This is a genomic window from Rossellomorea sedimentorum, from assembly GCF_046237645.1.
Classification (GTDB): Bacteria; Bacillota; Bacilli; order Bacillales; family Bacillaceae_B; genus Rossellomorea; species Rossellomorea sedimentorum.
In genome coordinates this window covers 1,118,432-1,141,403 of sequence record NZ_CP143546.1, presented here as the reverse complement: position 1 = coordinate 1,141,403, position 22,972 = coordinate 1,118,432, and the positions used below count along the sequence as shown (strand labels likewise).

The window sequence follows — 22,972 nt, the reverse complement described above, 5'->3', positions numbered from 1 at the left end:
ACCCTTTGCTATTTTTCAAATCATTCTTCAAACTGACTTGCGGCGAACCTTTCTGTAAGTGAGGATTCTCCATATGTTTTCCATCGGTCCTTGGCGGAATTTAGACAACCATAATTCAGATACGATCACTTGTATGAAGAATATACCGGCTGCTAGCCATGTTCCAGTCGCCAACGTCACTTCTCCATATAAGCCAAGCCCATAATTATAGAATATAAGGGTTCCTATGATTGATTGAGCTAAATAGTTGGTCAGGGACATTCTGCCTGCAGCAGCCAATGGCTTCAGAACGACTGAAATTTTTCGGTTAATCAATAATAAAGCCAATAGAATCGCATATGATACTGATAAGAATGGAGCACCGAGCATATCCTGTATATAAGAATAGGCTACATTCGCTTCCACTGTGAACGGGAGTGATTTCAATGCCAGTCCCAGACTTGCCAGAACAACCAACAGGATGATCCAGAATGTTCTTCTGCCGGGTATCCGTTGAAGGATATGCATTTTCCCTGCCCCTGCTCCAATCAGCAGCATCGGAAAGATCGAGAGCAGTACAAACGTGATATTTCCAGGCCCGTTTACATTATACCAATCTTCGAACCTTTGAAAGAATATCTCTCTAAGCCCGCCATTACCATACGCTTCAATCGAATTGGTAATGTTGGTCAAATCAGAGTAGAAAGCGACTCCTGTCTTGTCTGTCAAGCTCACTAAAATCATTAAAATACTGAAGAACAACTGCGGAAGCAGAAACAACAAAGACCCTGCCCAGAGGAGGGCTTTGCCGGACAACTTCATAAAGAAGAGCAAGAGCAAGCCGAATAACGCATAGTTAATTAAAATATCTCCCGACCAAATGAAGAAAGCATGTACACAGCCGATGAGCAGCAGAGCAGTCAGCCGCCTGACCGCCAGGGGGTAGAAATTCACTCCTCTCTCCAGCGACCTCTCCTGTTGTATGGCAAGCCCGTACCCAAAAAGCATGGCGAACAGCGGGTAAAAGCTCGATTGAACAAGGATATCGATCCAGGGAAATATCTGCTGATCTACTGGAGCTGTCCACCAGGAATATTGGTCAATATATAAAAAGGGTGAATGAAATGAAATCATATTAATAATGAATATGCCCAGTAATGAAAAACCTCTGATCACATCCAGTGAGAGTAATCTTTCCTTATGAGCCACCGGTTGAAGTACCTGCATAAATTCCGTCTCCTTCTAAAAAATTTTCTAATCCCTATTGTAACTTGTTTTTGCCAATTAGGCGATTATCACATCCACCATCCCCTGTCATAAGATACAGTATCTAATTCAGGAGAAAAGGTGTGAACAGTATGCCGGCTTTTGTAGGAGCTGTTCAAGTTATCAGTGTTGGTTCGAGCGGTGTTTTTCATATTGGGGATGCATTTCAAATCAGGCCCGTTTCAACTGCTAAAACGTTTGCGGGCGCAGGTTCGTTCATTACCGGAGACGGAATTTCCGTTTATAATGAAAGCTCTGTCACCTATACAGTCGATGATGATACGCTTGACCAAGGAATCTATTTAAACTTGTGAGTGTGATGATATGAAACTATATGTTCAGCAGTCCATTCATATCCAAATGATTAAAATCGGCGGGATGTCCAATTCTTCTGTCTTCCAAATCGGGACATCCGGCCAAATTCTGCCCGCTTCTTACTTATATAATACCGGGGGATTCGTACAGCCAGCACCAGAAGCTGTAAAAAACGGTGCTCCAGAGCCTTCAACGGCGGATGAGGTAGTGGTACCGCTCTCGGCACCTAGTTAATTCTTGAGAAAGAGGTGACAATATTGCAGCAGTATTATTCATTTCAACAACTATATCAATATATTGCCGACCAAAATAAGAGAATACAAAACCTTGAGACCATCATTCAGGAGCTGCAGCAAGAAGTCTCTTCTCTCAGAGAGAAACCTTCCATTAACGTGGAACGGATTGAATATAAGTTCGATCAATTAAAGGTGGAAACCCTTGAAGGGACACTTAATATCGGCTTAAATCCAAGTGATTTGGAAAAGATTGAAGACCTTGCTGTCGACACAAATCCGCCAACCCCCGTCCCTCCCGCTAAGCAACTCGATATGGAGGCCATTCAAAACGAATTATTGCCGAAAGTGAACGACTATATTGATAGCGAGATACCTGGGATTATCAGCGATAACGAGCTGCAGCTCGGGATTTCGCTTGATGAGTCATACCACACCCTAATTAATGAGGATATAAAAAAGCAAATCCCGCAGCGAATTCAATTTTATGTCCAATCGATGCCCAGACATCAAGGGGGCCTGCAGGGGGATGCTTCCCTAGAGGACAAAATATTAGCCAAGGTTAAAACCGATATCCATAATGCCATTTATTCCTTCATGGCAAACCTTCCGGAAAACTTGAAAGGAGCCGGTAATGATGAATCTGCAAGTGATCAATCGTGAGTTATGTGTCCATTCAGTTACTATTGATGCAGTGGCCAGTTCTTCCTTATTCCTCGTCGGCGATGCAAATACCATCCAGCTTGCATCTACATTTGACACTCCCGCAGAATCCCTGATTATAGGTCCGTTTGTGCCTCTGACTCCAAAAGGATGATGATAAATGGGTAACAGATACTCGATTGTAAATAATATCACACTAAGGACACTGTCTTTCAGTGCGGTATTGGAAATAGGGGATTCCACCGAGATAACTTCTTATCAAAAAGCATTTGCCGTCCAGCGCGAGAAGGAATTATTTTTTTCAAGTGAAGGTGATTTCAGTCAATACCCCCTCTACAGTGAAGCGATTCCTCTTCCGCAGCCCTCTGCACCTGTCCAATTTTTGAAGATAGATGAGCGGCCGATAGTTGTCAACTCAATCGATATTATCGGATCTTCCTTTTCGTCCGTGATTCACATCGGCCAAACAAGCGATGTTTATATGGAGTCACGGGTGAAAAACATCAGGCAGCTGAAGCCGCGGAATGAAGAATGAACCATTAATCCAATGTTTTCATAAAGTAACACTATAAATCAATTTGAGATAAAGGATGTTTTTTTATGCCGGCTATCATAGGCCCTGTCCAGATTCTGAGTGTAGGCGGAGGGAATGTTCAGTTCGGAGATGCCGGGATCATTTCTCCAAAATCAAGCCAAAAGACGACTGCAGGCTCCGGCGGCTTCAACACAGGCCCTTTTCAGCTTACCTATAACGTGTTCAGTGCAAATACTACATTTGATTGCAATGTAATCGACCAGCCTATCGCAGGCAATAATTAAGGGAAGGCAGATGTATACTCATCGCCTTCCCTTTCGCTTTCGTTCATTTGATTTTTTGGATTTGACCAGTTTGCTTGCCGGCTGTTTACGTATCCATTTTATGAATTTTGCGATTTTTTCATCCTTCCTGAGGTCCTTTAGTGTCGATAATCTCGCTGCCAGCTCTTCGTTCGTATAAAGGGAATGAATCTGTTTGTGGCATGCTTTGCAAAGCTGGGCAGTCGGAAGGAATGTTCCCCCTTCTTCTTTCGGAGTCAGATGATGCCTGGTTGTTTCGACTTCGTCACGCAGGCACAATTCACAAGTTCCGATAAAATTCTTTCCCAACCCGGTCACCTCCTGGATTATTTATTTTATTTAAGTCAGACTGATTGGAATTGGTTTGGTTAAGCTCTCTACCTGGCAGGCAAAACTTATACTATCGCTGGACCGTATCCTTCTCGAGTTCCTGTTTTAGTGGCCATCTTTCCATTTATGGAGCAGGAGCACACAGGTTCCCTTCTCATTGGCCCACTTTCTCCTTTTATGGGCCGGGACTTCTCATTACACTTCCCTCATTGGACCGATAACTGACTTTATAACCCAACCAACTTTCCCGGACTTCCATTAACATTGCCTTGTACAAAGCTCAACATGCCGTGACCTTGGTGTTTCCTGTTTACCGCTTCTCCGCACGAACTAACCTCTAAACATTACCTTTTATCTATCCATAGTATAACCAAATACAAAAAAGGCCCGGGAAATGAAATCCCGGGGCCTTTCATCACTTATTCTTTTTCCACTTTCAGTTCACGGGCGACATCGAAAAAGTACAGGTAGCGTTCATTGACAGCTTCCTTCCAAATCCTCTCGATGGCTTTTGTATATAAACCGACCTGCACACGATAGCGTTCCAGCAGGATCGGCCTTGCTTCTTCGTATCCGCCTTTGTACCTTTCATCAATGCTGTCTGTTTTGTAATCCAGAAGCACGAGCCCCTGGTCATCCCGGAAGATCAGGTCGATGATCCCCTGGACCAGTACTGTTTCTGAGTCCTTGGCAGAAACAGTTGGATTAATTTCCTGAACCGGAACCGCCATACTGAATGGGACCTCGCGGTGAATTTCCCGGGCGTTCAGAACCCTTTGTCCCGTTTCGCCTTGGAAGAAAGCCAGAATTTTCTTCTGATCGATGGCCTCTGCCTGTTCTTCAGTCAACAGTTCTTTTCGCTTCAGATCAGCCAGCAGTGTCTGCAGCGAGTTATCATCAGGCATTTCCTCAAAGGAAATGTGCTGCATGACCATGTGCATCGCCGTGCCGATTTCTGCAGGAGTCAGTTGTTTAGATTGCAGGAACTTAGGTCGTCTAAAGACCGGTTTTTGAATTTTTCTCACCATCTGGTCACTGCTTGCTTCATCAGAGATTTCAAACATCCTCTTGATTTCCGAGACGGATTGTTTCGAAGGCAGCACTGCCGCTTCCGGATAGGAATATTTCCATGACAATCGTTCAACAACTTCTGCCTTATCGGAAGATTCCAGATCAACCGGAAGTCCTGCTTTCACCTTATCCTGCCAATCGATCTCCTCTTCCTCGTCTTCTCCTTCCATGATCATAAACTGTGATTTAGGGATCACTTCGAGTTTCCAGCAAGAAGGATGATCATGGATTTCAGAAGGAAGTGAATGTGCGGGAGACTGCCCTTCAGTCAATGGTGCGCAGTCACGGTGCCTTACAAGTGCCGGGCCGATCCAGTCCATGAAACTCAACGCTTTGGCCCTTTCATAATCCGGAAGAAGCCATTCCGTCTGCCTTGCAGCTTCCGTCCACTGCTTAATCGACTTATCCGCATCCTTCACTGTCCCAATGAGATACAGCTTTTCTTTTGCTCTCGTCAAGGCAACGTACAATACCCTCATCTCTTCGGCAATCGTTTCAAGCCTTTTTTTCCTCTTAAACGCAAGCTGAGGCAGCGACGGATAGCTGATTCTTTTTTCAGGATCCAGGTATTTCGAGGCAAAACCGAACTCCTTATCCAGTAAATACGATTGGTTCAAATCCATCAGGTTGAACTGCCTGGATAAACCTGCGACGAATACGACCGGAAACTCCAAACCTTTACTGGAGTGGATGGTCATCATCCTTACCACATCTTCCTGTTCACTTAAAGCCCTTGCTGCTCCAAGATCATCACCGCGTTCGCGCATCCTGTCTATGAAGCGCAGAAAACGGAACAACCCGCGGAAAGAAGTCTCCTCATACTGACGCGCCCGGTCATACAATGCCCTAAGGTTGGCCTGCCTCTGCTTTCCACCCGGCATTCCGCCTGCAAAGTCATAAAACCTTGTATCGCGGTACAGCTGCCAAACCAAATCAGCAAGCGACCCTTGGCGTGCTTTTGTCCTCCAGACCGTCAAGTTTGATAGAAACTCCCCTAATTTCTCATGAACTTCTTCATTGTTGACTTCACTTGGTTTCTTGCTGATAAACCTTTGGACGGCTTCATAATATGTACCGGACTTTGAATGAATTCGCACTTCAGCAAGCCCTTCTTCGTCAATGCCGACAATCGGTGAGCGCAGTACAGATACAAGCGGGATATCCTGATAAGGGTTATCGATTACTTTTAATAAAGAAAGCATGATGGCCACTTCAGTTGCTTCAAAATAGCCTGATGATAAATTAGCGTAAATCGGGATTCCGTTTTTCTTGAATTCTTCCATGATCTCAGGAGCCCAAGGCATGGAACGTAAAAGAATGACAATATCCTTGTATTGAAGCTTTCGGTGGAGTCCTGCCTTCGCATCATACACTTGTTTCCCTTCACTGATGAGTTCTTTGACCTTTTGGGCCATATATCTCGCTTCAATGACGGACTTTTCCAGATCAGCTTCATCATAAACGAGACCTTCCATATCCCCATTCGAATCTGCTTGCGGCACTTCGTCATCCGACTGATTTATGACAGCCACCTCTATCGGGTATTGTTCATCTTCCGGATAGGCTGCACCTTTAACCAGCAGTGCCTCATGATTGTATTCAATATCCCCGACATTCACTCCCATGATTTGTTTGAACAAAAAATTGGTTCCTTCCAGGACTTCCAAGCGGCTCCGAAAATTCCTGGATAAATCAATCTTCATTCCTGTTTCTGTTCCGGCTGGGGTGAAGCGGTTATACTTGCCAAGGAATAAGTTCGGTTCTGCCAATCGGAATCGGTAAATCGACTGCTTGACATCCCCTACCATGAAAAGATTTCCCCTGGACTCTTCATCCTCTGTGACGAGCCCGAGGATGGATTCTTGCACCAGGTTGGTATCCTGGTATTCGTCAACCAGCACTTCTTTGAACTGCTTTCTATATTCCAAAGCCGCAAACGAGGGTTTTAACTCTTCCTCGTCTGAGGTGTCCGTCATAATTTCCAGACAGTAATGTTCAAGGTCCGCAAAATCCACGACACCTTTTTCATTTTTCAACTCATTGAATTTCTGGCTGAAACCTCTCACGGCTTCCACCAGAGAGGCCACTACCCCTTTCATTTTCTTCATATCTTTCAAGTAGGTTTCTGGTTTTCGGGAAAAGAAGTCTTCAGCCAGTTTCTCGATCATTTTCTTGCCTTTATCCCTGAGGGCCTTGGCTTCCTCGACCAGTTCAGGATTATAATCATCGCCCTTGCATGGCTTCAGCCTTGAAAACTTGATGCTTTGGAACAACGCCTGCCCTTCACTCCATGAATTCTGAAAAGAAGAGAGGAGCTGTTCAGCTATCCCCAGGTCATCCAGAAAGTTTTCTGCTCTTGGCGCCGGTCCTCCTGGCTCTTTCGTCAGGTCATATGCACGCTGAAATAAGGACTGAGCACCTGTCAAACTTAGAATAATATCAAACTTCAACGCTTCCATAAACGGCAGGTCTTCAATTCGGTCCCCATCTTCGACATCATACATTTTCACCAGATCCCCTAGCCATGCATCAGGGTTCGGGTGGGATCTGGAAAAGTCGTACAGTTTGCGTATCATATCCTGAAGGGCAGCATCACTGCGGTCGTTCGTGAACGTATCAACCAGTTTATAAAAAGAGTCATTTCCCTCTTTTCCATATTCCTCCTCAAATAATTCGTCAAGGACTTCATCCCTCAGCAGTTCACCTTCCGTGTCATCCAAGATCCGGAACCCTGGGTCAATGTCAATCAAGTAATAATATTTACGGATGACTTCCAGACAAAAGGAATGGAGAGTTGAGATGGATGCCCTGTTTAGCAAGCTCAGCTGCTTTCTGAGGTGGTAGGAACCGGGGTCGGCCGAAATCGCTTTTTCCAACGCCTCTCCGATTCGATGTCTCATCTCGGCTGCTGAGGCATTTGTAAACGTCACGACAAGCAGCTCGTCCACATTAATGCCGTCTTCTTTGTCGAGAATTTTTTGAATGATCCTCTCAACAAGGACAGCCGTCTTACCGGAACCGGCTGCCGCGGCCACCAGGATATCCCGGCCTTTTGCCCAGATTGCTTTCCATTGGTCATCGGTCCAAGTAGCACCTTCGGGTTTTACAGGAAGATTATGATTCATGGGCATCTCGTTCTCCTTTCATCTTTTCCATTAAATCTGCCGGTTTGTCCTCTGTAAAAAGACGATATTCGTTTTCTTCCAATGAAGTATCAAACTGGCAAACCGGTTTGAACGCACAATATTGACAAGGCGTTCTGTCTTTTAATTTATATGGAGCGATATCCGTTCTTCCGGACATAATGTCATTCCCGGATTTCTTGTACAGGTTCCTTACATGCGAGCGCATCACATCAAACTGGGTCCGGTCTGCCGATTTGGTCTTAGATGACAACGTTCCGTCTTTTTTCAATCCTGCAGAAATGATATTGGAACTTCCTGACTCTAATGACTGGTCCATCATCCTGACGACATCGGTTTCTCCCAATACCAGTCCCTTCATTTTAAAGCTTTTGAAAATCTCCTCTTCGATTTCTTCGAGTGTGAGAATCTTTTTGCTATTGACCATCGGGTTATGGACATGGAAGTAAAATACCCCTGCCGGATCGGCTTCTGCCCCAATCAACTTCCGTGAATGCGTCAAAACGATATCCAGGTATGTCAGCATTTGCAGAGACAACCCATAGTACACTTCAGTAAGATCAAGGTCTCTCGCACTTGACTTATAGTCGATGATTCGCAGATAGACACCTTCATCGCTCTCCGCTTTATCCACCCTGTCAATCCTGCCTTGGAGGGCCATCTTTGTGCCATTTTTCAATGTAAAGGCAAACGGCGGCAGTTCCGCTTTCGGGCCAAACCCCAATTCAAGGCCCACAGGAGCAAAGCCGCTTGCTTTGGCATGTTCGCTCAAAATCAGGGAAGCTCTGCCGATGACATCCTGCAGTTTCTTCTTTATATAATGATGGCGGTTCGAGCTGAGCAAAATCTGGTGCTGAAGCTTGGGCGCCAATGATAAAACGGCTTCCCTGGCCAATTCTAGGCACTGTGTTTTGGTCAGCTGTTTCCATGATAGTCCATGTTTATCAATTTCCTCGGAGATCCATTTAAGGGCTGCATGGAACATATCCCCGATATCCGGTGCTTCCAGGCGATAAATATCCCGTTCGCGAAGTTTTAATCCATGGTTGGCAAAATGAGAGAACGGACACCCGTGGAACAGTTCCATCCTTGAGACACTTGCCAATATTTCTTCCCCATACAACTCCTGGCTTGTTGCTTCTGTAAGTTTTTTACCTTTATTTTGATAAAACAAGCTTGAAAGTATATGTCTGGCGCGTCCTTTCCACACCGAATCCGAGACATAATAGTTATACGCATCCCACCAAAAATCTTCCAGATGATAGCCTCGCTTTTTCGCCTGAAGCCCAGAAGTCAGATAGGAAATCGTTACATTTGGATGACAGACATAGGATAACTGTTCATTTTTCGGCAATTCAGACGGATCATTGACCAGAAGACTGATTTCCGACTGCGGGCACAGTTCAGACAGTCTCTTAATATAGGGAGACGGCAGAAGGGCTTTTCCCTCTTCATTCGCAATTGGATAAGAAACATAAAGCCTTTCGGATGGTGTCGTGAATGCCTTATAGGCAATGAACTCTTCATCAAGCAGGCGGGTCTTGCTGCCGGGTGCAATAGTTAATCCTGATGCCCCAAGCTTTTCCCTGTCCTCATCTGAAAAAATTCCATCCTCAGTGATTTTTGCCGGAAGGACGCCATCATTTACACCAATTACAAAAGCCGCCTTGAGGTCTGAGAGCCTTGATTGTTCAAGATTGGCAATCATGACCTGATCCACAGCAGGAGGGACCAAAGAGAACCTCATTGATTCAATTCCGGCATCAATGATGGAAGCAAACTTTTTCATCGTGACTTCCTCATCACCCAAGATCTCGACAAATTGGTCCAGCAGATCCATCACGGCATTCCAGGCCTGATCATGTTCTCTTGCAGAGATGATATCACCGCGGTTCTCCGCTTCAAGACGAAGCCGTTCGAGTTTTGCAGGGATATCTAGTTCCTCTAGATAAAGGTAAAGAATTTCACACAGGTCTTGTCCGGTCTTCCCCTTTTTCAAACGCCTGCCGAATCGCAGGATCGGTGCAGAGATAAACAAGCGAAGCTCATTGATCTCCCGCTCCATTTCTCTTTCTTTGTCTGTCTGCGGCATATCAGCCTGTTCCAGGCCGCGGAATCTCCGATAAATCCAGCGATCCTTTTTTGTCCATTTATCTCCCTGTATTCCATAAGCAAGGACATAATTTTCGAGCTTGTCCATCTTTTCCCTCAGCTGCTGGGGATTACGGTCATACGGAAACAGAAGATCCGTTTTGACTGCCCGGAAAACAGGTTCATAGCGCCAATTGCTATTCATGATTTCAAGTGTTGAACGAATCAGTTCAATCAGCGGATGATTAAGCATTTTTCGTTTCTGATCAATAAAGTAGGGAATGTCATAATCATAAAATACCGTTTCAATGATATCTTGATACTCCTGACCATTTCGCACAAGGACAGCCATATCCTTATAACGATAATTCTCTGTTCGGGCAAGGCGCCGAATCTCCCTTGCCACCCCTTCAATTTCAGCCCTGCGGTTGGAGGCCTCTATAATGTTCATTCCGGATTCATCCTCAAACGGCAATACAGGCCGCTTTTCAAAATTCGCCTCGATATGTTGAAGCCCTTTGTTCTGGAAGCGGCTCGTTTCCCCGAGTACAACCTTGTCTTCAACCTTTCCTCTGGAGGCCATCGCAAGCTGCAGCAGGTTCTCATAGGTTTCAGAAGTCATCCTGAACAAATCGTTTTGTTCGCTCCCGAAGTCAGGCTCTGCCGTAAGGGCAATCGTCACCCTTGGACAATGATCCATCAGTTTTCCAACCACCGCATATTCCTGCGGTGTAAAACTGTGGAAGCCATCTATAAAAATTTCAGCATCTTTTAGGAAATCGGCCTTCCCGATTGATTCTTCCAATAGAGTAAAATAATCTTCTGAATCGATGTACTTTCCTGACAGGTTTTCTTCAAAGCTTTCATAGATGAGCTGCAGGTCATGAAGCTTGTCTGCCAATGCCTTGGATTCCTGCCCGCGCTCTCCCCAGCCTTCCTGTTTCTCTGACAGTTCTTCCGGTGAGATACAGTATCGCTTAAACTCGGTAAGCATCACTTCTACATGCTCAATAAAGCCTGCTTTATCCGAGGCCTTTGAAAATAATTTCAACTGATCTTTTTTATCATCGATTATTTTACGGATCAGCATGTTAAGACCGATGTTTGATAAGTGATAGCGATTAAGACCTCCTGTTTCCTGCAGAATTCTCCATGCAAGCCTTGTAAAACTGTAAACCTGCGCCCGGATCATCCCGTTTATCCCTTCTTCGTTCACCAAATTGTATTCAGAAAGAAATGTCATCTGGTCTGGAACAAGATAGATGACAGGACTGCCATTTGGCTCCTGTCTCAGCTTTTCTTTGATTTCATTCAAAATCATATTGGTTTTGCCTGTTCCGGCTCGTCCCAAAATAAATCTGACCGACATGTTCCCCACTCCCTGTTTCTATTTGTTTATGACCCTCTTCTTTACATTAGGCTCTTTTCTAAAACTTTGTTGCTATTTACTATGAAGTTCATGAGATATAACGATTATTCACAGAAATGTTCCTGGTAAACAAGAAAGAAAAGAGCTAATCACCTTGTTCAGTTAGATAAGCCTTTGTACCCGAGGGAAAAATCCAGCCCTTTGGATTTTTCCGATAGTAACAATCTATACGAACACAGCGTTACATTGTTGCTTTTGCTAAGTAGTATGTTGATTTCCGCTCCAGGTGCGTGACTCCGCGGGGCGGGCGGTGAGCCTCCTCAGTAGGTAGGGTCCGTTCCGGTGGGTACGGACCCCGGGGGTTACGTTCCAGTGGGTAACCTTGGTTTACGTTCCGGTGGGTACGTAAACTAGGTCTCACCTGTCATCAAAAGTGGAAGCACCCGGATTAGACCCGACAGGCAAATGTTCCGAAGAGAAAAAAAGGCGATCTTTCCTTTTATTCTCTTCGGGTTATTTGATCCCGAGGGGCTGGGTTACGTTCCAGTGGGTACGTAACCTTGGTGCTGGAACTAGACGTCCCGCTAATCCCGCAGGAGGTCACACACCTTCCGCTTCAATCAGCATGATATTAAAACAGACAGTCCTCACTTCCAAAGATAACCACAAATCTATATAACAGCCTTATTTATCAGAAACTTATTTTGACGAGTCTTAATTTCCGGTCGAACCTACTCTGTTATCAACAACCTTAATTTGCTTGATGGACACTCCCTTGAAAAATCCACGCTTCAGAACATTTATCTTTCTAATGATAAGGTGTTCCAATGTCCATTATATCCATCAGGTATATCAAAAAATTGTCTAGTTTCATTATAATACACTGTATCCCATCTGTCGGGGCACACAGTTTCAATATTGTTGGAAATTTTCACAAGGTACATTACCTTACACGTGTCAGGCTGCCTTAGATACTTAAAAAAGGCGGAATTTTGAATGGAATATCTTCTTTCCGTTTAGAAGCTGCTGGTCATGGATGGAAGGCAGGATTTGTTGCATGAAAATTTACTTAGTCAATAATCACCTGATATAAAAATCGGAGATGAATTTTTTCTGGAGGATGCTGCTGAAGCACGTAATTTGATGGAAAGCGGTTTGAATCAAGGGAAAATCATCTTGAATGTAGAGTAAAGGAAAGAGCCCGGTAAGTCCGGGCTCTCACTCATTAAAAGGTTTCTATAAAGACTGTGGCCCCCATGCCTCCGCCTACGCATAAAGACGCAATGCCTTTTTGCAATTCTCTTCTTTTCAGTTCATGAACAAGGGAAACGATGATTCTCGCACCGGTACATCCCACCGGATGACCGATACTGATTCCGCTGCCGTTCACGTTGGTTTTATCCCGGTCAAGCCCGAGTTCTTTTTCCACCGCAATATACTGAGCTGCAAAAGCTTCATTCACTTCAATAAGATCCGCTTCTTCCAGAGACCAGCCCGTTTGAGCCAAGCCTTTTTCCACCGCCGGTACCGGTCCTCTGCCCATCACCTTAGGATCCACTCCGGCAACTGAACAGCCGGATATCCGGGCGAGTGGCTTTAGCCCACGTTTCGCAGCCTCTTCTTCTGACATCAGGATCAACGCCGCACCGCCGTCATTCAGACTTGAAGAATTCCCTGCCGTCACGGTCCCCCCTTGACGGAAAGCAGGTTTCAAACCTGAGAGTTTTTCTGTCGTCAATCCGGCACGGGGACTTTCGTCTTTAGAAATTATTTTCGTTTCTTTTCTCGACTTGACCTCAATAGGAACAATCTGGCTGTCGAAATAACCTGCCTTCGCAGCCTTGACAGCTCTTTCGTGACTGAGCTTTGCCAATTCATCCTGTTCCTCTCTCGTTATGTTATGAATTTCAGCAAGATTTTCCGCTGTTTCCCCCATCATGATTCCATGAATTGGATCTTCAAGAGCTTCCCATACTGTATCGCGGATTTCTCCGTGCTGCAGTCGCTGCCCCCAACGATGTCCTTTCATGACGTAAGGGCTTGAGCTCATTGCCTCTACACCGCCTGCCAGAACAATGTCCGACATGCCTGTCTGAATCTGCATGTAGGCAGAAATAACGGCCTGCATTCCGCTGGCACACTGCCTTTGAATCGTATAGCCGGTAGTCGTATCAGAAAATCCTGCCAAAAGGGCGGCGGTTCTCGCTGTATTGGGCTGGTCTGTCCTTTGGATACAGTGCCCTAGAATGACTTCATCAATATCCCCTGGTTCCAATTTGCTGTCCTCTGCAGCCGCCTTCATCACAGGGACAATCAAATCGGTTGGCAGCAGATCCTTGAATGATCCGCCAAAAGCTCCTACTGGAGTCCTGAAAGCAGAAGTTATTACTACGTTTTTCATATTTTTTCCATCTCCTTATCTACATCATTATTCCGCCATCAACTTGAAGAACAACCCCATTTATATAATCTGATTCATCAGAAGCCAAAAATAAATAGGCATTTGCTGCATCTTCTGGTTTCCCGAATTTACCCAGCGGAATCAAGGCATTCATCTGAGCTTTTACCTTATCCGGAATGCCGGCCGTCATCTCCGTTTCAATCACTCCTGGAGCTACGGCATTAACATTGATTCCCTTCGGACCAAATTCTTTCGCCCACGTTTTGGTCATCCCGATGACAGCTGCCTTGGATGCCGCATAATTGGTCTGTCCCACGTTGCCGAAAAGTCCGCTGGCAGAAGCCGTATTGATAATTTTTCCCTTGCCGCTGTTTATGAGCGCCGGGAGGAAAGCCTGTGTACAGTGGAAGACTCCTGTCAAATTAACATCGAGCACCTGCTGAAAGTCTTCTTCACTCATTTTGGCCATCATGGCATCCCTGGTGATCCCGGCATTATTGACCAGAATATCAATTCCTTCAAATTCCTTGATAATCCTTTCCGCAAGAATGTTAACGCTTTCACGGTTAGCGACATCTACCTGACAGAAGACCGCATCGCCGCCTTCCTCCTTTATCTTGTGGGCTTCGGCAGCTCCCTTGTTCTCATCATAATCTGCCATGATTACCTTACAGCCTTCCTCTGCAAACTTCTTTGCAGCTGCGAGCCCAATCCCATTGGCACTACCGGTTATGACAGCTGTTTTATTTTTCAACCTCATTATGTATCCTCCTCACCTTCAATCATGCTGCTAATTCAATATTTCGACAATAAACATGGGATTTCCTCTAATTTCATTTCTTAAAATCGACAACCTAATACTACCAACGCGGGATTTGGATATCCTGCGGGTTTTAGTGCACTCTATGACTAGAATTCCGAAATTTCAGGAGTATTGGAGGGGTACCAATGAAGAAAAAACTGCTTTATATGCTTCTTGCAGCTATGCTGGCTACAACAATGACAGCTTGTGACGATGCACCAGGCGAAGATGAAATCGGCGATGGCGAAATCAATGATGAGGAATAAATTTAAGAAAGGGGCCGCTCACCGTAGAGGCGCCTTTCTTCCTTCTTCTCTATTTGTATACCGTCATTGCCAGTTCCGACCTTGTAGGGGGGCGCGTTCCTTCCCTATCCGTGCCGTTATAAGCTCTCTATCCTTCTATAACGGTGTGTTTTCTTTCTATTCACCCTATTATAAGTTCCTGCTCCGTTTTTATTACGGTGTTTTCTCTCTAATCATCCTATTATAAGTCCCTGATCCGTTTTTATTACGGTGTTTTCTCTCTATTCACCCCATTATAAGTTCCTGCTCCGTTTTTATTGCGGTGTTTTCTCTCTAATCACCCCATTATAAGTCCCTGCTCTGTTTTTATTACGGTGTTTTCTCTCTATTCACCCTATTATAAGTCCCTGCTCCGTTTTTATTACGGTGTTTTCTTTCTATTCACCCCATTATAAGTTCCTGCTCCTGTCAAGTCCCTATTAGTGTGTAAATATGTTTAACGACCAAAGATAATTATCATTGTTTGCTTATTATTTGAATATTCAGTCTGGTGGAGGGGCGGGGAGCCCCTCCACCAGACTGAATATTTTTTTGACTTTTTTCTGGATCTTTTATTGCATTTTCAAATTACGCAAATAAGGTTTTTGTTTCTTCCACTCTTCTTCAATATCCATGAGTACTGATCCAATGATTCGTATGGCAGATTGATCGTTGGGAAAGATGGAGATTACTTTTTCCCTTCTGCGGATTTCTCTGTTTTGTCGTTCAAGCATATTGGTGGTTCTTAAGTGAACATGATGTCTCATTTCGTGAGCATGATATTGAATGGAGTCCTCAAATCCCTCATCTAATACTTGAAGAGCTTTTTGGAACTTCTTCGTTTCTTGATACTTAACCATAAATTCTTCTTTTAATTTTCTTGCTTGGGAAAGCTGAGAGGTTCTGAAGATATCCTTAAGCTCCTGCCTAATCTCCTCCGTGTTTTTCTTGGGTAGGGCGTCCGAGATGTTTCTTATAAAATGGAAAGTACATCTTTGCCAGGAAGTTCCTAAGAAAGATTGCTTAATAGCACTGACTAATCCAGCATGGGCATCAGAAATGACCATCTTAGGAGACTGAAGGCCTCTAGATTTCAAATGAGTAAAAAAGGTTGTCCAGCTTTCCAAAGATTCTCCATGAGTAACTTGGAGACCGATTATTTCCCTGTGGCCTTCTTCATTAACAGCACACGCAACATGAACTCCTTTTGAAACAACCTTATCGTTCTCCCGAACTTTTATGTACATAGCATCCACATATAAGTACGGAAAGTACATTGTGTTTAGAGGACGGTTTCTCCATTCATTTACAATGGGATCTAAAGATTTTGTTAACTCAGAGACAAAAGACTTTGAAACTCCTTTCCCACATAGTTGTTCAACAATCTTAGTCACTTTTCGGGTTGACACCCCGTTGACAACCATCTCCATCATGGACAGAATAAGAGCCTGTTCGCAGCGTTGATACTTCATAAATACAGTGGTAGAAAATTCCCCATCTCTTGTGCGGGGAACTTTCAATTTTAATGTTCCAGAAGGAGATATTAACTCACGTTCATAGTAACCATTCCGGTAGCCTTTTCTATCTTCAGAGCGCTCATGCGGAAGAGCATTTATATATTCATCTCTTTCTTTTTCCATTAAGCCATTCAGTATCAATGATAAAGAAGCTTTAACAGGTGATTCTAAGGGACTGCTTTCAATCTTAGCTTTAAGATCTTCTAAGTTTATAGTAATATTTAATTGGGTCATCTTTTCATACCTCCATGTTTGGTTTGTTTTTTTGGTCGAAAACATTTTAACATGGGTCATGAAAGATGACCTTTTTTATTTACACAATTATATGGACTTTATCCCTGCTCCGTTTTTATTACGGTGTTTTCTCTCTATTCACCCCATTATGAGTCCCTGCTCCGTTTTTATTACGGTGTTTTCTTTCTATTCACCCTGCTAATACTCACTATCCCTTCTAAAATGCTGTATTCACCACAAAGCCACCCGGCAGCACAAAAAAAACGCCTGACCCATTCTGGAATCAAGCGTTCTTTATTAACATCAATCACCAAACTGAACGTCAAATTCATTCAGCGGCCAGTAGCGTAGGTTTACCTTTCCGACAATCTGATCCTGGTCTACAAATCCGAAGTAGCGGCTGTCCATGCTGCTTCGCCTGTTATCTCCAAGGACGAATACCATTCCCTCCGGTACCGTCTGCTTGCCAGTGATCTCTTCCAATGTGAAGTCGCCTGTCAGCTTGGTTCCAACCATCTCTTCTTTGAATTTATCAAGATATGGCTCATCTTGAGGTTCGCCATTGACATATAGTTTATCATCTTTATATTCTACGGTATCCCCAGGCAGGCCGATAATCCGCTTTACGTAATCCTCTTCTTCATTGGCATGGAATACGACAACGTCATAGCGGTTGAGTTCACCGACCTGATAGCCAATTTTATTGACAACAAGTTTGTTGCCGTCTTCTAGTGTAGGCATCATAGACTCGCCTTCAACGACATAGTTTGAAAACAGGAAAGTCCTGATGACAACAAAAATGACTAACCCGATTCCTAGAGCTTTCATCCATTCCAGACTTTCTTTTTTTATGCTGTCTCTCAATCTAATTCCTCCTACCCTGGTTAACCGCGGGAGTGATCTTTTTCTACTTTTTTGTTGATGCGGGCTTCCACCCGTTTTCCGGCAAGCCAGAGAACGAAGATGCCTGCCAGTACCAGTGCTGTGCGCAAAGGCTGTTGAAATAATGAGACAATATCATGTCCGATAAAACTAATTGTAAAAATCATGACAATCTTTCCGGCAACGACCGCCAGCATATACTGAAAAATATTGATCCCTGACAAACCTGCCACTATGTTGACCAATGCAGATGGCGTAAAAGGAAAGCACAGCAGCAGAAACAAGGGACCGAAGCCGTGGCGGTCCACCCAATTGGTCAATCGATGGACCTGACGATTATTTTTCAGAAAACGGAAAAATCGAGTCTGCCCGTATTTCCGGACCAACAGAAATACGATCAACGCCCCTAGCGATGCCCCCATCCACGAAAACAGAAATCCGAACCACAGACCGAATGCATTGACATTCGCCAGTACAAATACAAACAGCGGAAGAAACGGCAGGAAGGCTTCGAGCATCGGGAGCAGGATTCCCGGCAAAGGACCAAATGACCGGTATTCTTTTATTAATTCCATTATATTTTCAAGTGTGAACCATGCTTTTATCATTTCAATATCCATACTATATCTTTCCCCTAAATATCCGTAGAACAAAACCCATTTTAAAATTTTTCTGCATCCTGATTCTCTCTTGGGTAATGCTCCCGTAAAGAGGGAAATCCACCCTTCCCGAATAGCGTAATGTCAGGGCTTATAAGAAGTATATCATATGGGTTTTCCTACTTATAGATTGTCACAAAAATGAAATATCCTTTACACTATTTGCATCATTTAGTAAAACACCCGGAAAAAGCATTATCACTTCTACCGGGCACTTTGACAAGCATTAAATATATCTATTGAACCACTCTTTAATATAATTCAATCTGGCCACTCTTAAATTAGGTTTCCCGTTTCTAGAGAGATTATGATTTGATTCAGGGAAGCGCACCATTTCTGTTTGCTTCCCCTGCCTTTTAACAGCAATATACAGCTGTTCTGCCTGTTCAACCGGACAGCGGTAATCATTCTCACTGTGAAGAATCAATAGCGGTGTATTGATGTTACCCGCATAGGCTAGCGGAGAGTGTTTCCATAGTTTTTCAATGTCATTCAGGTCAGCATCAATCTGCCACTCGGAAAAATAGTATCCGATGTCGCTGACTCCATAGAAACTTACCCAGTTGGAAATCGATCTTTGCGTGACAGCCGCTTTAAAAATATCAGTATGGCCGACAATCCAGTTGGTCATGAATCCACCGTAACTTCCCCCTGTCACCCCGAGCCTCTCACTGTCGATAAAATTATAGTTTTCAAGAACGTAACTGACGGCTGCCATCACATCTTCATAATCTCCCCCGCCATAGTCACCTCTTACTGCATCGACAAATGTCTGGCCGTATCCATGGCTGCCCCTCGGGTTGATATACAAAACAGCATAGCCTTCAGCAGCGAGTATCTGAAACTCCTGATAGTACGTATTTCCATACATCATATGAGGCCCGCCGTGAATCTCAACGATCAAACCGCACTTTTCCCCCTCTTTCAAGCCAGCGGGTTTCATCAACCAGCCATTCACATCCCAGTCATCTTTACTCCTAAAAGTAATTGCCTCTGTTTCTGACAGTGTAACTTCAGAAAGGAAGTCTTCGTTCACCGATGTAAGTTTTTTCAATTCACCTGACGGGATGTCAAGCATAAACAATTCTCCCGGCAGCAATGGATTACTGATGGCCACGATTGCTTTCTGTTGTGCAGCATCCAAGTCAAATCCGTAAATATGCTGATTATCCAATAGTGCCGGATAAAGGGCCCCGTCGCGGTTTCCGTAATACAGAACCGTATTGCCATTGTCTGATGTGAGGAAATAAAAGCTGTCATTATCAGAAGCCCACTGTACGCCGGGATTGGACACACCCTGTTGGAAATCGATGACCATGAAATCACCAGCCGGGCTGTCGAGTCCACTCGTCATGCAGCTGAGGGACTCTGTTTCCATTTCATACAGCCACACCTTTGTCAGCGTCGCATTCTGGTACTCCCTTTCATGCCCGAGAAGTGCTATGAAGCGGCTGTCGGGCGACCAGGCGGCATTGCCGAAATAACCGGTTCCGCTGGTTACCTTTCTTTCAGTGGATTCCTCAACATCATATAAGAACAAATCAGCTTGGAAAGAGTTATCAAGATCGACACTCTTATCTGCGCCATAAGCTATGTATTTTCCATCGGGCGACCAGGACTGCAAGGAGTAGTCGATATCTCCCTCAGTTATGACCTTCATGTCCAGTGTTTCAACATCAATGACGGCAACGTGGCTTCTCCTGCCTTTAAAAAAGCCGCTGTCATCCGACTTATACTTCATGGTTTTTACTTCAAGAGGCTGTGGATGCGTCTCTTCTTCCTTTCCTTCCGTCAGCGTTTCTTCTTCCATTAGAGACGTTGAGAAAGCAATTTTTGTTCCGCATGGAGACCATACCGGCTGCGAAGCGCCATTCGGGCAGGATGTCAGCTGCCGGGCTTCTCCTCCATTTCGGGAAAGCAGATATAGCTGGCTTTTATCGGAGCGGTTGGAGACAAACACGACTCTTTCTCCATCAGGGGACCATTTCGGTGACAAATTTCGATTTTTGCCAAATGTCCATTGCGTACTTTTCCCTGTCTCAATATCCAGGTGAAACAAGTTCGATATGTAATCATTTTTTTCCTTATCCATTTCTGTTATCACATAGACCGCTTCTTTTCCTTTGGGTGAGAGCTTCGGATCAGAAACAGATTTTAATGCAAACAAATCTTCTGCCATGATTCCTCTTTTACTTGTCAATATGCCAACTCCTTTTTCTTATGTCAGTACAAACCCTATTGTAAAAAATTCGACAGTTCCGACTCAAATCCTTTGTCTTATAAATTTTCTGAATCTGTGAGACGAAGTTATTATAAGTTTCTCCTTAGACATTTTTGCTCTTGATATGCAAAGCTGATTTCCACTCCAGATGCGTGACTCCGCGGGGCGGTCATGAACCTGGAGCTTACACCACCTTTTAGAATGAAAGAGTAAAAGGTGGTTAGTTTCAGGGACAATCACCCATACTATGGAAAAAAGATTGGGATTCGACTGTGTTCTGCAATATTGGATATTGATAATTTGGTAAAAAGTACGTAAAATAAATTATACGAACAAACGTTCTGTAATTCCTTCTACAAAGGAGCATAATTATGACCAGGATATCTGAGGAAGATCGAAACATCTTAGAGCAGGCGATATACCTGCCAATGGTCTTGACTGTGCTGGATAGGGATTTCACTGTAGTGGAAAAGAGCCCCTTCAAACTGAAAAGACCCTACCTGGAGCTGATCGAGGAAACGATGAAGATCATTCAAAGCGAACTTGCAGGTGTAAAAAAGCACATGAAACTGAATGGAATGAAAGTGGAAAGAATCAAATCGGACGATGCCTTCACTATGTATTTATTTCTTTATAAGGGATATGAGGAGCATCACAATTACTTCAACCCCCGCCTTCGCAACCGGGTCGAGGAGCTGCTGAGGTATTATTTGTATCAGCGTTTCCTCAAAATCGAACCCCAGGAAAGCAAAAAAGCGTGAGGACCTCACTCAGGAACACCCCAACTCCAAGAAATACACATGCATCCACAGGCAAAAGTCCGGCAGGTACAGATTGGGTTCTATACCTGCCGGACTTTTCTCCTTTTTAACCGATCTTACAGCTCCTCGCCGGACGTTTTTTGACTCCAGCCATAAGCAGGAACCTGTTCCGAAGCTCTGACGGGATAACCGGCAGCAAGATTCTGCGAGGATGATTTCCGTTCCGCATTCATGATGCGATGCTGAAAGTTGATCCTTAACATCGCTGTTCTCATCATCTGGGCTTCAAAACTGGCATAGGACATGGGCAGTGTGAAGGTTAAGCGGTTCCTGAACGTCACACTGATTTCTTTGCTGTTTAATTTCGTATAGGAATGTACGTGATTATGGGATACCCAAATGCATTCTGATTTTGCTGGTGAAGTGGTTGGGAATAGATAAATGGACGAATGAGGATCTACAATGATGGGGGCTTTATGGGTGATGCCGGTTAAACGTTTTGTTCCATCTTTCCGGCCTTGATAAGAAGACCCAAAGAATTCGCAGCTTTTCTTAATGATATCAAAAGGCTTAAAGGGTGATAACAATGTTTCGTCCCCTTCATAAATTTGGGTATACGTTCTTGCGCCATATTCAATCGGCATAATCAGCATTGTATACGGGTTGATTTCATATTCTTCAATTATTCGAGATTTTTCGACCATTCCTCCGCCTCCTCTACATTTTCTCTAATATAATAACATAATCTTCCAAAAATAAACACTGAATTTTTCCAAAATTTTACCCAAAATAATTTTTCAGAAAATTTAAATTTTTACGTTGTTTTATTGTGACTTTTCTCATATAATTAAAAAAAGTTCTTTTCACCGGAAAATCCGGAGGGCCCAAAAAGGAGCTTCTTTATAAACACTTCAAGGTTTTTCGTTCTTTTTGTCAAAGGATACTTCAATCACTGACCCAAACAGACCAGCATAAATTTCCGGAAATGATCAAGCTTCAGCAACCCATCACTTGCGCATGAATAAACCGTTGATGTTATCCACTGGAGATTTGATGATACCTGCCATGGTGTTACATCGGCTTTATGTAGTGTGCTTTATAAAAAAAGACTTCAGGGGTGAGCTTATGGATAAAAAGAGAACTTCTTCAGAACTGATGAAAGCAAATGCAAATTCACGGAAAACAGCCACCGAGATGACTCTGAATGAAATCTATGTTGATATGGTGCTGAATGAAATCAGCTTAATGAATCAAAAGAGAAAATTGCAGGCAGAATTGGACTGTGCCCTTGATCAGCGCGATAAACGAAAATTCATGACACTCTCGCTTCAATTAAAAAATCTGAACGAGGAATATGGCATATAATCAATGGACTGACTTAAAAAGTCAGTCCACCTTTATTTTTTCAGGCAGTCTCCAGGTTTCTTTTTTTCCTCTTCTGTGTCCCTTATCTCCCGGGTGAGTCCCCTTGCCGTTAGCGCCAGCCTGGACGAAAGACTGGAAATCCTGCTCCTCGTATCGGAAACCTGGGTCATGGTCCGGTTAATTTTATCCTGGTCTGAAACTTCCATGTCTACTTTTTCCAGCTCTGCCACTGTCATATACCATTCATCCTATTTAAGCTTGGCTTTTACAGCCTCTTCCTTTTCCTGTTGCAGTCGTTCACCTTTTTTCCAGTGATTGTCCATCCTTCAAGCTTTTCTACATCGCGATTTTCTTTATCGAGTGGAACCTTAAAGCGTTCTTCACGAATCTCATATCTCAACTGATTCTGTCTGCTGTTCCACTTTTTATAAGGCTCTTTTCGTAAACATTGTTGCTATTTAATACAAATTTTAAAAAAATCTACTTAATTAACCAGGAATAGCCTGATTAACAAGTAAGAAAAGAGCTAATTCACCTTTTTCAGAGTAA

General features: G+C 43.9%; 21 protein-coding genes. 8 read left to right on the top strand and 13 right to left on the bottom strand.

Annotated features, from left to right (window positions below; genetic code table 11):
- Positions 1 to 27 precede the first annotated feature (27 nt).
- A complete protein-coding gene (locus tag V1502_RS05630) occupies positions 28 to 1,206 on the bottom strand; it encodes a DUF418 domain-containing protein (RefSeq protein WP_409253392.1) in 1,179 nt (392 codons plus the stop codon).
- Positions 1,207 to 1,337: 131 nt separating this feature from the next.
- On the opposite strand from V1502_RS05630, the gene V1502_RS05625 reads away from it, so the two are divergent.
- The 6 genes from V1502_RS05625 (at position 1,338) to V1502_RS05600 (ending at position 3,275) form a co-directional block, all read left to right on the top strand.
- Positions 1,338 to 1,559 carry a spore germination protein gene (locus tag V1502_RS05625; protein WP_409254287.1) on the top strand — a complete coding sequence of 74 codons (222 nt, stop codon included), beginning with the start codon at positions 1,338 to 1,340 and terminating at the stop codon, positions 1,557 to 1,559.
- Between the two features lie 10 nt (positions 1,560 to 1,569).
- Positions 1,570 to 1,794 carry a spore germination protein GerPB gene (locus tag V1502_RS05620; RefSeq protein ID WP_409253391.1) on the top strand — a complete coding sequence of 75 codons (225 nt, stop codon included), beginning with the start codon at positions 1,570 to 1,572 and terminating at the stop codon, positions 1,792 to 1,794.
- 23 nt (positions 1,795 to 1,817) lie between these two features.
- Entirely contained in the window at positions 1,818 to 2,456 is a 639-nt protein-coding gene (gerPC, locus tag V1502_RS05615; protein ID WP_409253390.1) for a spore germination protein GerPC, read from the top strand.
- The gene (locus tag V1502_RS05610) at positions 2,431 to 2,610 is read left to right on the top strand and encodes a spore gernimation protein GerPD (protein WP_409253389.1); all 180 of its coding nucleotides are present in this window, start codon (positions 2,431 to 2,433) and stop codon (positions 2,608 to 2,610) included. Before gerPC ends, V1502_RS05610 begins: the two co-directional genes overlap by 26 nt.
- A gap of 6 nt (positions 2,611 to 2,616) precedes the next feature.
- Complete coding sequence (locus V1502_RS05605) at positions 2,617 to 2,991, top strand: spore germination protein GerPE (protein ID WP_409253388.1); 375 nt, start codon at positions 2,617 to 2,619, stop codon at positions 2,989 to 2,991.
- A gap of 65 nt (positions 2,992 to 3,056) precedes the next feature.
- Complete coding sequence (locus tag V1502_RS05600) at positions 3,057 to 3,275, top strand: spore germination protein (RefSeq protein WP_006837409.1); 219 nt, start codon at positions 3,057 to 3,059, stop codon at positions 3,273 to 3,275.
- Positions 3,276 to 3,293: 18 nt separating this feature from the next.
- On the opposite strand, the gene V1502_RS05595 is transcribed toward V1502_RS05600, so the two are convergent.
- The 9 genes from V1502_RS05595 to V1502_RS05555 form a co-directional block, all read right to left on the bottom strand.
- Positions 3,294 to 3,602 carry an HNH endonuclease gene (locus V1502_RS05595; protein WP_409253387.1) on the bottom strand — a complete coding sequence of 103 codons (309 nt, stop codon included), beginning with the start codon at positions 3,600 to 3,602 and terminating at the stop codon, positions 3,294 to 3,296.
- Between the two features lie 440 nt (positions 3,603 to 4,042).
- Entirely contained in the window at positions 4,043 to 7,819 is a 3,777-nt protein-coding gene (gene addA / locus V1502_RS05590; RefSeq protein ID WP_409254286.1) for a helicase-exonuclease AddAB subunit AddA, read from the bottom strand.
- Positions 7,809 to 11,297 carry a helicase-exonuclease AddAB subunit AddB gene (addB, locus tag V1502_RS05585; RefSeq protein WP_409253386.1) on the bottom strand — a complete coding sequence of 1,163 codons (3,489 nt, stop codon included), beginning with the start codon at positions 11,295 to 11,297 and terminating at the stop codon, positions 7,809 to 7,811. Before addB ends, addA begins: the two co-directional genes overlap by 11 nt.
- A 1,225-nt stretch (positions 11,298 to 12,522) precedes the next feature.
- On the bottom strand, positions 12,523 to 13,698 hold the full coding sequence (locus V1502_RS05580; protein ID WP_409253385.1) for a thiolase family protein: 1,176 nt from the start codon (positions 13,696 to 13,698) through the stop codon (positions 12,523 to 12,525).
- A gap of 19 nt (positions 13,699 to 13,717) precedes the next feature.
- Entirely contained in the window at positions 13,718 to 14,458 is a 741-nt protein-coding gene (gene fabG, locus V1502_RS05575) for a 3-oxoacyl-ACP reductase FabG (RefSeq protein WP_409253384.1), read from the bottom strand.
- 898 nt (positions 14,459 to 15,356) lie between these two features.
- On the bottom strand, positions 15,357 to 16,535 hold the full coding sequence (locus V1502_RS05570; RefSeq protein WP_409250759.1) for an IS256 family transposase: 1,179 nt from the start codon (positions 16,533 to 16,535) through the stop codon (positions 15,357 to 15,359).
- A gap of 303 nt (positions 16,536 to 16,838) precedes the next feature.
- Entirely contained in the window at positions 16,839 to 17,399 is a 561-nt protein-coding gene (gene lepB, locus V1502_RS05565; RefSeq protein WP_409253383.1) for a signal peptidase I, read from the bottom strand.
- A 20-nt stretch (positions 17,400 to 17,419) separates the two neighbouring features.
- Complete coding sequence (locus V1502_RS05560; protein ID WP_409253382.1) at positions 17,420 to 18,037, bottom strand: TVP38/TMEM64 family protein; 618 nt, start codon at positions 18,035 to 18,037, stop codon at positions 17,420 to 17,422.
- 265 nt (positions 18,038 to 18,302) lie between these two features.
- Complete coding sequence (locus V1502_RS05555; protein ID WP_409253381.1) at positions 18,303 to 20,276, bottom strand: S9 family peptidase; 1,974 nt, start codon at positions 20,274 to 20,276, stop codon at positions 18,303 to 18,305.
- A gap of 392 nt (positions 20,277 to 20,668) precedes the next feature.
- On the opposite strand from V1502_RS05555, the gene V1502_RS05550 reads away from it, so the two are divergent.
- The gene (locus V1502_RS05550) at positions 20,669 to 21,058 is read left to right on the top strand and encodes a hypothetical protein (protein WP_409253380.1); all 390 of its coding nucleotides are present in this window, start codon (positions 20,669 to 20,671) and stop codon (positions 21,056 to 21,058) included.
- 116 nt (positions 21,059 to 21,174) lie between these two features.
- Here V1502_RS05550 and V1502_RS05545 read toward each other — a convergent pair whose 3' ends face one another.
- Positions 21,175 to 21,762 (bottom strand): competence protein ComK, encoded by a 588-nt coding sequence (locus tag V1502_RS05545; protein ID WP_409253379.1) that lies wholly within the window; start codon positions 21,760 to 21,762, stop codon positions 21,175 to 21,177.
- A gap of 421 nt (positions 21,763 to 22,183) precedes the next feature.
- Between V1502_RS05545 and V1502_RS05540 the strand changes: the two genes are divergently transcribed.
- Positions 22,184 to 22,423 (top strand): IDEAL domain-containing protein, encoded by a 240-nt coding sequence (locus tag V1502_RS05540; protein ID WP_409253378.1) that lies wholly within the window; start codon positions 22,184 to 22,186, stop codon positions 22,421 to 22,423.
- A gap of 32 nt (positions 22,424 to 22,455) precedes the next feature.
- Here V1502_RS05540 and V1502_RS05535 read toward each other — a convergent pair whose 3' ends face one another.
- Together V1502_RS05535 and V1502_RS05530 are read right to left on the bottom strand one after the other, a co-directional pair.
- On the bottom strand, positions 22,456 to 22,659 hold the full coding sequence (locus tag V1502_RS05535; RefSeq protein ID WP_409253377.1) for a hypothetical protein: 204 nt from the start codon (positions 22,657 to 22,659) through the stop codon (positions 22,456 to 22,458).
- A 29-nt stretch (positions 22,660 to 22,688) separates the two neighbouring features.
- The gene (locus V1502_RS05530; protein ID WP_409253376.1) at positions 22,689 to 22,823 is read right to left on the bottom strand and encodes a hypothetical protein; all 135 of its coding nucleotides are present in this window, start codon (positions 22,821 to 22,823) and stop codon (positions 22,689 to 22,691) included.
- Positions 22,824 to 22,972: the final 149 nt, after the last annotated feature.